This window comes from Raoultella sp. (assembly GCF_039594335.1).
Classification (GTDB): Bacteria; Pseudomonadota; Gammaproteobacteria; order Enterobacterales; family Enterobacteriaceae; genus Klebsiella.
The window spans coordinates 52236-65088 of the sequence record NZ_JBCNNS010000002.1 but is presented as its reverse complement, the minus strand read 5'-3'; the positions used below and the strand labels follow the sequence as shown (position 1 = coordinate 65088).

The 12853-nt window shown below is 55.7% G+C and carries 15 protein-coding genes; 9 read left to right on the top strand and 6 right to left on the bottom strand.

The features are described from left to right. Window positions 1-18 precede the first annotated feature (18 nt). The 7 genes from potG (at window position 19) to ACZAHD_RS00775 (ending at window position 6950) form a co-directional block, all read left to right on the top strand. Entirely contained in the window at window positions 19-1152 is a 1134-nt protein-coding gene (potG, locus tag ACZAHD_RS00805; RefSeq protein WP_462455099.1) for a putrescine ABC transporter ATP-binding subunit PotG, read from the top strand. 10 nt (window positions 1153-1162) lie between these two features. Further along, a complete protein-coding gene (gene potH / locus ACZAHD_RS00800) occupies window positions 1163-2116 on the top strand; it encodes a putrescine ABC transporter permease PotH (protein WP_462455098.1) in 954 nt (317 codons plus the stop codon). Beyond that, window positions 2113-2958 carry a putrescine ABC transporter permease PotI gene (gene potI, locus ACZAHD_RS00795; RefSeq protein WP_462455097.1) on the top strand — a complete coding sequence of 282 codons (846 nt, stop codon included), beginning with the start codon at window positions 2113-2115 and terminating at the stop codon, window positions 2956-2958. Before potH ends, potI begins: the two co-directional genes overlap by 4 nt. Window positions 2959-3033: 75 nt before the next feature. Then, window positions 3034-3507, top strand: coding sequence for a YbjO family protein (locus ACZAHD_RS00790; protein ID WP_462455096.1), 474 nt, complete (start codon window positions 3034-3036; stop codon window positions 3505-3507). A gap of 42 nt (window positions 3508-3549) precedes the next feature. After that, window positions 3550-4680: a 23S rRNA (uracil(747)-C(5))-methyltransferase RlmC gene (rlmC, locus tag ACZAHD_RS00785; RefSeq protein ID WP_462455095.1), complete on the top strand. Its 1131-nt coding sequence runs from the start codon at window positions 3550-3552 to the stop codon at window positions 4678-4680. A 78-nt stretch (window positions 4681-4758) separates the two neighbouring features. Further along, on the top strand, window positions 4759-5475 hold the full coding sequence (locus ACZAHD_RS00780) for a response regulator transcription factor (RefSeq protein WP_462455094.1): 717 nt from the start codon (window positions 4759-4761) through the stop codon (window positions 5473-5475). Next, complete coding sequence (locus ACZAHD_RS00775; protein ID WP_462455093.1) at window positions 5472-6950, top strand: sensor histidine kinase; 1479 nt, start codon at window positions 5472-5474, stop codon at window positions 6948-6950. Before ACZAHD_RS00780 ends, ACZAHD_RS00775 begins: the two co-directional genes overlap by 4 nt. Window positions 6951-7017: 67 nt before the next feature. Here the strand turns inward: ACZAHD_RS00775 and artJ are convergent, their stop codons facing one another. The 6 genes from artJ to ACZAHD_RS00745 all read right to left on the bottom strand — a co-directional run bounded on the left by artJ (window position 7018) and on the right by ACZAHD_RS00745 (window position 11581). Next, window positions 7018-7749 (bottom strand): arginine ABC transporter substrate-binding protein ArtJ, encoded by a 732-nt coding sequence (gene artJ / locus ACZAHD_RS00770; RefSeq protein WP_462455092.1) that lies wholly within the window; start codon window positions 7747-7749, stop codon window positions 7018-7020. A gap of 219 nt (window positions 7750-7968) precedes the next feature. After that, entirely contained in the window at window positions 7969-8637 is a 669-nt protein-coding gene (gene artM, locus ACZAHD_RS00765) for an arginine ABC transporter permease ArtM (RefSeq protein ID WP_462455091.1), read from the bottom strand. Next, window positions 8637-9353 (bottom strand): arginine ABC transporter permease ArtQ, encoded by a 717-nt coding sequence (artQ, locus tag ACZAHD_RS00760; protein WP_462455090.1) that lies wholly within the window; start codon window positions 9351-9353, stop codon window positions 8637-8639. The genes artM and artQ overlap by 1 nt, the downstream gene beginning before the upstream one ends. Window positions 9354-9359: 6 nt before the next feature. Next, window positions 9360-10091 carry an arginine ABC transporter substrate-binding protein ArtI gene (gene artI / locus ACZAHD_RS00755; protein WP_462455089.1) on the bottom strand — a complete coding sequence of 244 codons (732 nt, stop codon included), beginning with the start codon at window positions 10089-10091 and terminating at the stop codon, window positions 9360-9362. A 19-nt stretch (window positions 10092-10110) separates the two neighbouring features. Next, the gene (artP, locus tag ACZAHD_RS00750; RefSeq protein ID WP_462455088.1) at window positions 10111-10839 is read right to left on the bottom strand and encodes an arginine ABC transporter ATP-binding protein ArtP; all 729 of its coding nucleotides are present in this window, start codon (window positions 10837-10839) and stop codon (window positions 10111-10113) included. A 223-nt stretch (window positions 10840-11062) separates the two neighbouring features. Then, window positions 11063-11581, bottom strand: a complete 519-nt coding sequence (locus tag ACZAHD_RS00745; RefSeq protein WP_462455087.1) for a lipoprotein — start codon at window positions 11579-11581, stop codon at window positions 11063-11065. A 116-nt stretch (window positions 11582-11697) separates the two neighbouring features. Here ACZAHD_RS00745 and ACZAHD_RS00740 point away from each other — a divergent pair, with 116 nt between their 5' ends. Together ACZAHD_RS00740 and ACZAHD_RS00735 are read left to right on the top strand one after the other, a co-directional pair. Beyond that, the gene (locus tag ACZAHD_RS00740) at window positions 11698-12018 is read left to right on the top strand and encodes a heavy metal-binding domain-containing protein (protein ID WP_095098017.1); all 321 of its coding nucleotides are present in this window, start codon (window positions 11698-11700) and stop codon (window positions 12016-12018) included. Between the two features lie 2 nt (window positions 12019-12020). Then, the gene (locus ACZAHD_RS00735) at window positions 12021-12851 is read left to right on the top strand and encodes an N-acetylmuramoyl-L-alanine amidase (protein WP_462455086.1); all 831 of its coding nucleotides are present in this window, start codon (window positions 12021-12023) and stop codon (window positions 12849-12851) included. The last annotated feature ends 2 nt before the right edge of the window (window positions 12852-12853 follow it).

The following is a 12853-nucleotide window of genomic DNA, read 5'->3' as shown; positions in this document are numbered from 1 at the left end:
TTGCCGGAGAGCACCTGAGTGAATGACGCAATTCCCCGCCCACAAGCGAAAACCCCCAAAGCGCTGACCCCGCTGCTGGAAATCCGTAATCTGACGAAGTCTTTCGACGGACAGCATGCCGTCGATGACGTCAACCTCACGATTTATAAAGGTGAAATCTTCGCACTGCTGGGCGCATCCGGCTGTGGTAAATCGACGCTGTTGCGCATGCTGGCCGGCTTTGAGGAGCCAACGGCCGGGCAAATTATGCTCGATGGTGTGGACCTGTCTCGCGTGCCGCCCTATCAGCGGCCAATCAATATGATGTTTCAGTCCTATGCGCTGTTCCCCCATATGACGGTGGAGCAGAACATTGCCTTTGGTCTGAAGCAGGACAAGTTGCCAAAAGCTGAAATCGTCAGCCGGGTGCAGGAGATGCTGGCGCTGGTGCATATGCAGGAGTTCGCCAAACGCAAACCGCATCAGCTTTCCGGCGGTCAGCGTCAGCGCGTGGCGCTGGCCCGTAGCCTGGCAAAACGGCCAAAACTGCTGCTGCTCGATGAGCCGATGGGTGCGCTGGATAAAAAGCTCCGTGATCGCATGCAGCTGGAAGTGGTGGATATCCTTGAGCGCGTGGGGGCCACCTGCGTCATGGTGACCCACGATCAGGAAGAGGCGATGACCATGGCGGGACGTATTGCCATTATGAACCGCGGGAAGTTCGTGCAAATCGGTGAGCCCGAGGAGATCTATGAGCATCCGACAACCCGCTATAGTGCGGAATTTATCGGCTCGGTCAACGTGTTTGAAGGGTTGGTAAAAGATCGCCTGGAAGATGGTTTGGTACTGAGCTCACCGGGACTGACGCATCCGCTGAAAGTCGATCCTGATGCTTCCATCATCGACAATGTACCGGTGTGGGTCGCTCTGCGCCCGGAAAAAATTATGCTCTGCGATGAGCCGCCGGCGGATGGCTACAACTTTGCGGTAGGAGAGGTGATACATATCGCCTACCTCGGCGACCTGTCTATCTACCACGTACGGCTGCAAAGTGGACAGATGATCAGCGCTCAGTTGCAGAACGAACATCGCCACCGCAAGGGGGCGCCAACCTGGGGCGATGAAGTGCGTTTGTGCTGGGATGCCGACAGCTGCGTTGTTCTGACGGTGTAAGGAGAGGGCGATGAGTATATTAGAACCACCGGCCGGGGGGCAAAAAACGGGCGGTTTTGCCCGATGGCTCACGCGTTTGCAGATGGCGCATGGTCGCAAACTGGTGATCGCGCTGCCCTATCTGTGGCTGATTCTGCTGTTTCTGCTGCCGTTCCTGATCGTATTTAAAATCAGCCTGGCGGAGATGGCGAGAGCGATCCCTCCCTACACCGATCTGTGGGAGTGGGCGGACGGTCAGCTCACGTTGACACTGAACCTCGGCAACTTCCTGCAGTTGACCGGCGATCCGCTCTATTTTGAAGCCTATCTGCAGTCGTTGCAGGTGGCGGGAATTTCGACATTTTGCTGCCTGCTGCTGGGCTATCCGCTGGCATGGGCGGTGGCGCACAGTAAACCGTCAACACGAAATATTCTGCTGCTGCTGGTGATCCTGCCATCGTGGACCTCATTCCTGATCCGCGTTTATGCGTGGATGGGGTTGCTGAAAAGCAACGGCGTGCTGAATAATTTCCTGCTGTGGTTAGGGGTTATCGATCAGCCGCTGGAGATCCTGCATACCAATCTGGCCGTTTATATCGGTATTGTTTACGCCTACCTGCCGTTTATGGTGCTGCCTATCTATACCGCGCTGACGCGGATTGACTACTCTCTGGTGGAGGCGTCGCTGGATCTGGGCGCCCGGCCGTTGAAGACCTTCTTCCAGGTGATCGTCCCGTTGACCAAAGGCGGAATTATCGCTGGTTCGATGCTGGTCTTTATCCCGGCGGTAGGGGAGTTCGTGATCCCGGAACTGCTGGGGGGGCCGGACAGCATTATGATCGGGCGGGTCCTGTGGCAGGAGTTCTTTAATAACCGCGACTGGCCGGTTGCCTCGGCAGTCGCCATTGTGATGCTGCTCCTGCTGATCGTGCCGATTATGTGGTTCCACAAACATCAGCAAAAACAGATGGGGGATCATGGATGAATGATTTGCCGGTAGTCCGTTCGCCGTGGCGAATTTTAATCCTTGTGCTCGGCTTTACCTTTTTATATGCGCCGATGCTAATGCTGGTGATTTACTCATTCAACAGCTCGAAGCTGGTGACGGTGTGGGCAGGTTGGTCGACACGTTGGTACGGCGAGTTGTTCCATGATGATGCGATGATGAGCGCTGTCGGGCTGAGTCTGACCATCGCAACCTGTGCGGCGACGGCGGCGGCGATTCTGGGCACCATTGCCGCGGTGGTGATGGTGCGCTTTGGTCGCTTTCGGGGATCAAACGGCTTTGCCTTTATGATTACGGCGCCGTTGGTGATGCCGGATGTCATTACCGGGCTGTCGCTGCTGCTGCTTTTTGTTGCGCTCGGGCACGCCATCGGCTGGCCGTCGGATCGCGGCATGTTGACCATCTGGCTGGCGCACGTGACTTTCTGTACCGCCTACGTGGCGGTGGTCATTTCGTCGCGCCTGCGTGAATTGGACCACTCTATTGAGGAGGCGGCGATGGATTTAGGCGCGCCGCCGCTGAAGGTCTTTTTCATCATTACGCTGCCGATGATCATGCCGGCGGTGATCTCCGGCTGGCTGCTGGCGTTTACCTTATCACTGGACGATCTGGTCATCGCCAGCTTTGTTTCCGGGCCTGGAGCCACCACCTTGCCGATGCTGGTCTTCTCCAGCGTGCGCATGGGGGTGAACCCGGAAATCAACGCCCTGGCAACCTTAATCCTCGGCGTGGTCGGCATTGTTGGTTTTATCGCCTGGTATTTGATGGCGCGCGCAGAAAAGCAGCGGGTTCGCGATATCCAGCGTGCAAGACGCAACTGAAGCCCCTAAAATCTACGGTAAAACTGGTATCGGCGTCGCGAAGGTGTGACGCCGTTTTCATGGAAGACGTTTCCGTTGGGACTGTTTACAAAAACTCGTTCATCTCATGCGCGTCTTAACGTTCCTGCGCTGGTGCAGGTGGCGGCATTCGCCATTATTTTGATTCGTGGCGTGGATCTGCTGATGATCCTCAATCAACTGGGTATCGCTGGGATAGAGGCGTTCATTCAACGTAGCGTGCAGACATGGACCTTGACGCTGGTGTTTCTCTCCAGCCTGCTGCTGGTCTTTATTGAGATCTGGTGCGCATTTTCACTGGTGAAAGGGCGGAATCTGGCGCGCTGGATCTTTCTCCTGACGCAAATTATTGTCACCGGTTATCTCTGGGCGGCCTCGCTGGGGTATGGCTACCCGGAGCTGTTCAGCATTGCCGGCGAGTCAAAGCGTGAAATTCTGCATTCACTGGTGATGCAAAAATTGCCCGATTTCCTGGTGCTGGTGCTGCTGTTTGTTCCGGCGTCGTGTCGACGGTTTTTCCGGCTGCAATAACGGTGATACAATCCCCGCCCCTGATTTCTGGAAGGTCTTTTTATGCACTGCGCACTCTATGACGCGGGACGCTGTCGCTCCTGTCAGTGGCTGGAACGGCCGTTAACACAACAGCTCGCCAGTAAAATGGCCGACCTCAGAGCGCTGTTGGCAGACAGCCCGGTGAAGACATGGTTTGAGCCGGTTTCCGGCCCGGAGGCCGGTTTTCGCAACAAAGCCAAAATGGTGGTCAGCGGCAGCGTTGAACGCCCGCTGCTGGGGATGTTGCACCGCGATGGCAGCCCGGAAGACCTGACCGAATGTCCGCTCTATCCGGCTAGTTTTGTGCCGGTTTTTGCCGTGCTTAAACCATTTATCGCCCGCGCCGGGTTAACGCCCTATAACGTTGCCCGCAAGCGCGGCGAGTTGAAGTATCTGCTGCTGACGGAAAGCCAGTTGGACGGCGGCATGATGCTGCGTTTTGTGCTGCGCTCTCCGGCAAAACTGGAGCAGCTCCGCGCCGCGCTGCCGTGGCTGCAGGCGCAGCTCCCGCAGTTGAAGGTGATTACCGCCAATATTCAGCCGATACATATGGCTATTATGGAAGGTGAGCAGGAGATTCTCTTAAGCGATCGGCCTGCGCTGGCGGAGAACTTTAACGGCGTCCCCTTGTGGATCCGCCCGCAGAGCTTCTTTCAAACCAATCCAACCGTTGCCAGCCAGCTGTATGCGACCGCCCGCGATTGGGTACGCCAGCTGCCGGTCAATCATATGTGGGACCTGTTCTGCGGAGTGGGGGGCTTTGGCCTGCACTGCGCCAGCGCGCAAATGCGCCTGACCGGGATTGAGATTGCGCAGGAGGCTATCGCCAGCGCGAAGCAGTCTGCTGCAGAACTGGGTCTGACCAATCTTCATTTCCAGGCGCTGGACTCGACGCAGTTTGCCACCGCAGAGGGAGAGATCCCTGACCTGGTGCTGGTCAACCCGCCGCGCCGCGGTATCGGCCATGAGCTGTGCGACTATTTATGCCGTATGGCGCCGTCCTTTATTATCTACTCCAGCTGTAACGCGCAGACGATGGCGAAAGATATCGCGCGACTGTCGGGCTATCGGGTTGAGCGGGTACAGCTGTTTGATATGTTCCCTCATACCGCCCACTACGAAGTGCTGATGCTGCTGGTTCGCCAGGTTTAAACAAAATGTGAACTCTTTTGCCGGCGTAAATCGGGTAAGCTTGGCTAATAATAAAGTGAAATTAGCGGAGCAATACCCATGGCAAAGAAAATTCTGTTGGTCGAAGATGACGACGATATTGCCGCGTTGCTGCGTTTAAATCTGCAGGATGAGGGATATCAGATTGTGCATGAAGCGGACGGCGCGCAGGCGCTGGTCCAGCTGGAAAAGGGCGACTGGGATGCGGCGATTCTTGATCTGATGCTGCCCAATGTCGATGGGCTGGAGATTTGCCGGCGCATTCGCCAGATGACCCGCTACCTGCCGGTGATTATTATCAGCGCCCGCTCCAGCGAGACGCATCGCGTGCTGGGGCTGGAAATGGGGGCGGACGACTACCTGGCCAAACCGTTTTCGGTTATCGAACTGGTTGCGCGAGTCAAAGCGCTCTTTCGCCGCCAGGAGGCGATGGGGCTAAATTTGCTGATGGACGCCGGGCGTATTGATTGCCACGGTCTGAGCATCGACCCGCTTTCGCGCGAAATCAGACTGCGTGACGAACTGGTGGATCTGACGCCGCGCGAATTTGACCTGCTGTACTACTTTGCCCGCCATCCCGGCGAGGTTTTTTCTCGTCTGGCTCTGCTTGACCGCGTCTGGGGCTACCAGCATGAGGGCTATGAGCATACGGTTAATACGCATATCAACCGCCTGCGTAGTAAAATCGAACGCGACCCGGCGGAGCCGGAAATCATTCTGACGGTCTGGGGCAAGGGCTATAAATTCGCGCCCGCGCGTAAAGGTGCGGGGAAATGATGCGCCGATTAAGCCTGAGCCAGCGCCTGGCGCTGGTGTTCACCTCTCTGCTGCTGCTTTGTGCGGCGGCGGTCTGTGCGGTTCAACTGTATAGTAGCGCGCAATACGGTAATGCGATGGTCCAGCGTCTTTCGGTCGGGCTGGCGCAGCAGATTGTTGCCCGTGAACCGCTGCTCGATGCGCGGGGCCAGGTCAATCGCGAGGCGCTGAAACCGCTTTTCGACCGGCTGATGGTCTTCAACCCCAGCGTCGAGCTCTATCTCGTCTCTCCTGACGGCGAGCTGCTGGCCGATGCTGCGCCGCCGGGTCATATCAAACGCCAGCGCATTAACATCGCGCCGATACAGACGTTTCTCTCCGGTGGCACCTGGCCCGTGTACGGTGACGATCCGCGTAGCCAGGATCAGCGCAAGGTCTTCAGCGTGGCGCCGCTGAATGTTGACGGCCAACTGCGCGGCTATCTCTATATTATTCTGCAAGGGGAAACCTTTAATGAGCTGGCGGCCAGCGCCTGGCAGAAGACGCTGGGGAGCTTGCTTATCTGGACACTGCTGCTGGTGGTCCTGTTTGGTCTGCTGGCCGGCGGCCTTGCCTGGTATTGGGTAACGCGCCCGGTACGTCAGCTGACCGCGCAGGTGGGTATCCCCGGAGAAGATAGCATCGGGGCGATTAAACTGCTGGCGGCGCAGGCGCCGGATCCGCATCCCGGCAATGAAGTGGCGATCCTGCATAACCGGTTTATTGACCTGGCCCGGCAGATCGCCGGACAGTGGGATCGACTGGCCGACAGCGATCGGCAAAGGCGTGAGTTTATCGCCAATATTTCTCACGATCTGCGTACTCCGCTGACGTCGCTGCTGGGCTATCTGGAGACGCTGACGCTGAAAGCCGATCGGCTGAGTGCCGAAGAGAGCAAACGTTACCTCAATATTGCGCTGCGCCAGGGGAATAAAGTTCGCTCTCTTTCCCAGCAGTTGTTTGAGCTGGCGCGCCTGGAGCATGGTGGCATTAAGCTGCAGCCGGAGAAATTTGTGCTGGCGGAGTTGGTGCAGGACGTGGCGCAGAAGTTCGACCTGGCGATTGCCACCCGCCAGATTCGATTACATCTCTCGCTGGCTGGGGGATTGCCGCCGGTGGTGGCGGATTTATCGATGATGGAACGGGTGTTGACCAATTTACTGGATAATGCGATTCGCCACACGCCGGATGGCGGCAATATCAGTCTGACGGCTCGCCAGCAGGGGACGGAGATGGTGGTTGAGGTCGCCGATAGCGGTCCCGGGGTTGCCGGTGAACTGCGGGCCACATTGTTTGAGCGTCCGTCGGTGCTTGAACCCGGTCAGAGCCCGCAATCGCGAGGGGGGTTAGGGCTGATGATTGTGCGGCGGATGCTGCAGCTGCACGGCGGTGATATTCACCTGGTGGATGTACCGACAGGGGCCAGCTTCCGCTTTACCCTACCGTTGCACTCATAGCGATGTTTCTCAGGTCAGGCCGTGCTGGCCGGAGAGTCGCCCCGGCGTGAGCCGGGGCAGCAGGGGATTATTCTGGGAACCACTGGTTGCTGATTTTCTGATATGTACCATCCGCTTTAATTGCCTTCAGCGCGCCGTTGAGTTTTTCCAGCAGCGCCTTGTTGTCCGGACGTACCGCAATGCCGAGGCCGGTGCCGAAGTACTGCGGATCGGTCACTTTCGGGGTCGCTGCACCCAGTTGCGGGTTGGTCTTCAGCCACTCATTCACCACGGCGGTATCGCCAAACACTCCGTCAATACGGCCATTTTTCAGGTCGATAATCGCGTTCTGATAGCTGTCATAGGCGACGGTTTTGACTTCCGGATGCTTGTCCTGCAGATATTTCTGGTGGGTGGTGCCGTTTTCCATGCCAATACGTTTGCCTTTCAGATCGGCAAAGGAGTGGAAGGCGTCTTTTTTAGCAATGACCAGCGCCGAGTTAGCGTAGTACGGATCGGTAAATGCGACCTGCTTACTGCGCTCCGGAGTAATATCCATACCGGAAATCACCGCGTCATATTTTTTAAATTTCAGCGCCGGGATCAGGCTATCGAAAGCGTGGTTGGTAAAGGTACAGTCAGCCTGCATCTGTTTGCACAGTGCTTTCGCCAGATCCAGATCGAAACCCACGATCTGATTGTTAGCATCCATGGATTCAAAAGGAGGGTAGGTTGCTGAAACGCCGAAGCTGATTTTTTCTGCGGCAGCGGCGCCAAAGGCGAAAGAGGAAAGCAGTGCAGCCAGAACTAACTTTTTCATCGTGGAACTCCCGTCGGTCAATCTTATGATGTTATGCCGTGTCTACGGCTGATTTTCACAATGCCATCAAATGAATTTATATTCAATAATTACGTATAATTATTTTCATGAAAATAAAAAAGACGGGAATTATATAGACATACCCGTCTTTGTTTTTGCTATTTATGCATTTATTTCATGCGGCCTACTCGCGACGTGCGCTGCGGGCGCCGGCCAACGCTAATTCCGTCGTTCAAACGCCAGCGCTTTACGCTCCACTAACCGCATTAGCAGCGTCAGAAGACCATTCACGATGAGATAGACAATACCGGCCGCCCCAAATACCGTGACGTCGTAGGTGCGTCCGTACAGGAGCTGACCGTACCCCATGACTTCCATCAACGTAATGGTGTAAGCCAGAGAGGTACTTTTGAACACCAGTACAACCTCGTTGGAATAAGAAGAGAGGGCGCGTTTAAAGGCATACGGCAGCAGAATCGCCAGCGTGTCTTTCTTGTTCATGCCCAGCGCGCTACAGGATTGCCACTGGCCGTCGGGGATGGCGCGGATCGCACCATAAAACAGCTGTGTGGTGTAGGCTGCGCTGTTCAGGGACAGGGCTATCATGGCACACAGCCAGGGTTCAGAAATCAGATGCCACAGTACCGGGTAGTTCTGTAAAGAGGGGAACTGACCTGGGCCATAGTAAATCAGAAAGATCTGCACTAGCAGCGGCGTACCGGTAAATAAGGTGATGTAAGCGCGAACAATCCACACCAGCACCGGCGTTTTCAGCGTCAGGACGATGGTGAAAACCAGCGACAGGATCAGCGCCACGACGATCGAAGCCGCCGTCAGCGTCAGGCTGGTATGCAGCCCTTTTAGCAGTTCGGGTAAGTAATCGAGCATCAGCCTGGTCTCCGTTCAAAGCGCGTCGCACGTTGGTCAATACGTTTGAGGATGTACTGACTGAGCAGGGTGATGACCAGATAGATCGCCGCCGCGATGATATACCAGTTAAACGGTTCCTGAGTGCGGGTGGCGATACTCTTGGTTTGCAGCATCAGATCGTTGACGCTGATTAAACTGACCAGCGCGGTATCTTTCAACAGAACCAGCCATTGGTTGCCGAGGCCCGGCAGCGCATGACGCCACATTTGCGGCATCACCAGACGAAAGAAGATTGCCCCTTTCGATAGCCCCAGCGCCTGGCCGGACTCCCATTGCCCCTGAGGTACCGCCTTGAGCGCCCCGCGCAGAGTTTGCGAGGCGTAAGCGGCGTAGAGCAGGGACAGCGCGATGGCGCCGCACAGGAATGGACTGACGTCGAAGTTTTCAATCTGCATCTGTACCGGAATCTGCACAAAACCCAGATTGATCGTAAAACCGTCAGAAAGCGTAAGCAGCAGCTGTGAGGAGCCGAAATAGATAAACAGGACGACCAGAATCTCCGGTAACCCACGCAGAATCGTGACCACGCCGGTTGCGAACCAGGCCAGTGGGCGCCATTTAACTGACTCCAGCACGGCAAACAACATCGCCAGTACAAGGCCGATGATGAGTGCGCAAACGGCAAGGCCGACGGTCATCCCGGCGGCACTTGCTAATGGAAAAATTTCATTCATTTAGCGTTACTTCTGAAACCATTTGCTGTAGATGGTCTGGTAAGTCCCATCTTTTTTCACTTTTTCCAGCGCAGCATTAAATTTCTGCTGCAGCTCGGTATTGCCCTGGCGAACCGCAATGCCCAGACCGGTGCCGAAGTAGTCTTTATCCGTGACTTTATCGCCCACCGCGGCCAGCTTCGGATTGCTCTTCAGCCACTCGGTAACGACGGCAGTATCGCCAAACACGGCATCAATACGGCCATTTTGCAGATCCAGCTTCGCATTCTGGTAGCTGTCATACGGCACGGTGGTGATTTCAGGGTGTTTGTCGTTAATAAATTTCTGGTGCGTGGTCCCGTTCTGGACACCGACTTTTTTGCCTTTCAGCTGTTCAAGGCTGGTGAATTTCCCCTGCTGACCGACAAACAGCGCCGAATTTTCATAGTAAGGGGTGGTGAACAGCACCTGTTTTTCACGCTCAGGGGTGATATCCATCCCGGCCATCACCGCATCGACGCGGCGGAATTTGAGGCTGGGGATCAGGCTATCGAACGCCTGGTTGGTAAAGGTGCAGGTAGCATCTATTTCTTTACACAGCGCGTTGGCCAGATCGACATCAAAACCGACAATTTTATTGTTGGCATCGATCGATTCAAACGGAGGGTAGGAGGCCTCAGTGGCGAAACGAATGGTCTGGGCCGCAGTAGCTGACAGGCTCATGCTGGCCAGGATCGCGGCAATCAGTACTTTTTTCATCGTCATTTCCCCGAAAACATCAATGTGAAAGATAGTTTTTAAACGCGTCGGTCTGCGGATGCGTAAAGCAGCTGGCATCCCCTTGTTCAATGATGTGACCATTTTCCATATACACCACGCGGCTTGCCGTTTTACGCGCCACTTCCACTTCATGGGTGACAATAACCTGCGTAATGCCGGTACCGGCCAGTTCGCGGATAATGCTGACGATCTGAGCGGTGATTTCCGGGTCGAGCGCTGCGGTAGGTTCATCAAACAGCAGGACCTGGGGTTCCATCATCAGCGCGCGTGCAATGGCGACGCGCTGCTGCTGGCCACCGGAAAGATGCAGCGGATAGCGATCGCTGTAAGGCTTGAGACGAAGACGCTCCAGCAGTTTTTCGGCGCGAGCGAGCGCCATGTCTTTACTTAAGCCCAGCACGCGGCAGGGGGCTTCAATCAGGTTTTGCTGCACCGTCAGGTGTGGCCACAGATTATACTGTTGGAAAACCATACCCACGTTCTGGCGCAGCTCACGAATGGCTTTGTCAGAAGGTGCTTTGGTAAAGTCGAAGTGGTTACCGGAGATATGTAATGTCCCGGAACGCGGCATTTCCAGCAGGTTGAGTACGCGAAGCAGCGAGCTTTTCCCGGCGCCACTGGGGCCGAGCAGCACCAGCGTTTCCCCCTGCGGGCAATCCAGCGTGATGTCGAACAGCGCCTGATGCGCGCCGTAGAAGCAGTTAATGCCGTTTAGTTTAATACTCATCTGGGCTGTCTGATACGAATAGCTATTGAGGCCGCAAATACTACCTTTGACAGAATAGTTATGCAATATTTATGCGTTAAAAGTTAAATGTAAACCACATTTACCTCTAAACTTAGCACAAAATATGGGTTCGTGGGGTAGGGGGGCTCGAATGTCGGCATAACCTGGAGAAATACCGACATTTTACCGGAGTTATCGTTTCAGCGGCGTAGGTTCCACGTCCTTATCCGCGTTTTTCAAGACTCTGTTGCAGTGAACCGGCCGGGGCATGGGAGTTGATGCCAAGATAACGCACGTCGTCGACTGCCCAGCACTGGCCTTCCTGAATCATCAGCACTTCATCCTGCCAGCTTTGGCTGCCCTGTTTTAAATCGACGCGCAGAGGGATATTGCGGGCATCGCGGTTTGGAATGGTTGAGGCGCTGGCAACGCTGGCGCTATCGGCCGGGGTTGTTGAGCTGGAGAAGAGGTTCGATTGCAGCTGCGAGCTGCGGGACGGATCCTGGCGGGCATCGTTTAATAATCTGGCCAGATCGTCGCTGAGATAAGGACGCATGGCCGTCAGGTCGTTATTCCGGTGCTGGATCTGATAATCGTAGAATTTCTGCGCCACCTCATCCGGCCCACCTTCGACGCAGGCCCCGCTGCGGGTGCCATTATCTTTATAGGCCGGAGTGACGCTGGTACAGGCACTCAGCGCGAGCGCGCACGGGATAATAAAAGCAACGAGTTTGTCGCGCATAATGATTTCCTTATAAGCTCACTACGTTAAAATATCTCTTCAAGCATAGCGTATCGATACAACAATGTGCTTGACTCTCAGAGCTAACACCTTGAACGCAAAAGAAGGACTTTATGATGCAATTTTCAACGACTCCTACCCTCGAAGGGCAACCTATTGTGAAATATTGCGGTGTCGTGACGGGAGAGGCGATCCTTGGCGCGAACGTTTTTCGCGACTTCTTCGCCAGTATCCGCGATATCGTCGGTGGTCGCGCGGGGTCCTATGAAAAAGAGCTGCGCAAGGCGCGGGAGATAGCATTTGGCGAGATGGGCGAGCAGGCAAAAGCGCTGGGCGCCAACGCGGTCGTTGGTATCGATATCGATTATGAGACGGTGGGCAAGGATGGCAGCATGCTGATGGTCACTGTTAGCGGCACGGCGGTACAGACTCGGTGAGGATGCGCCATGGCCTGAGTGTCGCGCTGCTAACGCTGCTGCTGGTGGGATGCGCGGCAGAAAAGGGGATTATTGACCGCGATGGTTACCAACTCGATACTCGCCATCCGGCGCAGGCCGCCTATCCGAGAGTGAAAATATTAGTCATCCACTACACCGCCGATGACTTTGATGTTTCCCTGGCGACCCTGACGGACAATCAGGTCAGCTCTCACTACCTGATCCCTCAGCAACCGCCGCTGTATCAGGGCAAACCGCGGATCTGGCAACTGGTGCCGGAACAAGATTTGGCCTGGCATGCGGGGATTAGCTTCTGGCGCGGCAGTACGCGCATTAACGATACTTCGATCGGCATTGAACTGGAGAACCGCGGCTGGCAGAAAAACGCGGGAGTGAAAAGCTTTACACCGTTCAATCCGGCACAGATTAATGCACTGATTCCACTGGCAAAAGATATTATTTCCCGCTACCACATTGCGCCGCAAAACGTGGTTGCCCACGCCGATATTGCCCCACAGCGTAAGGACGATCCCGGGCCGTTGTTCCCATGGCGGCAACTGGCGGAGCAGGGTATTGGCGCATGGCCGGATGCCGGTCGGGTGGCGTTTTATCTGCACGGTCGGCCGTCGTATCAAGCGGTTGATAGCGCAGATCTGCTGGATACGCTCTCTCGCTATGGCTATCAGGTCACGCCGGAGATGACCCCGGCGCAACAGAAACGGGTCATTATGGCCTTTCAGATGCACTTTCGCCCGGCGCGCTGGGATGGCGTCGCCGATGCTGAAACCCAGGCCATCGCCGATGCGCTGCTGGAAAAGTATGGTCAGGGATAACC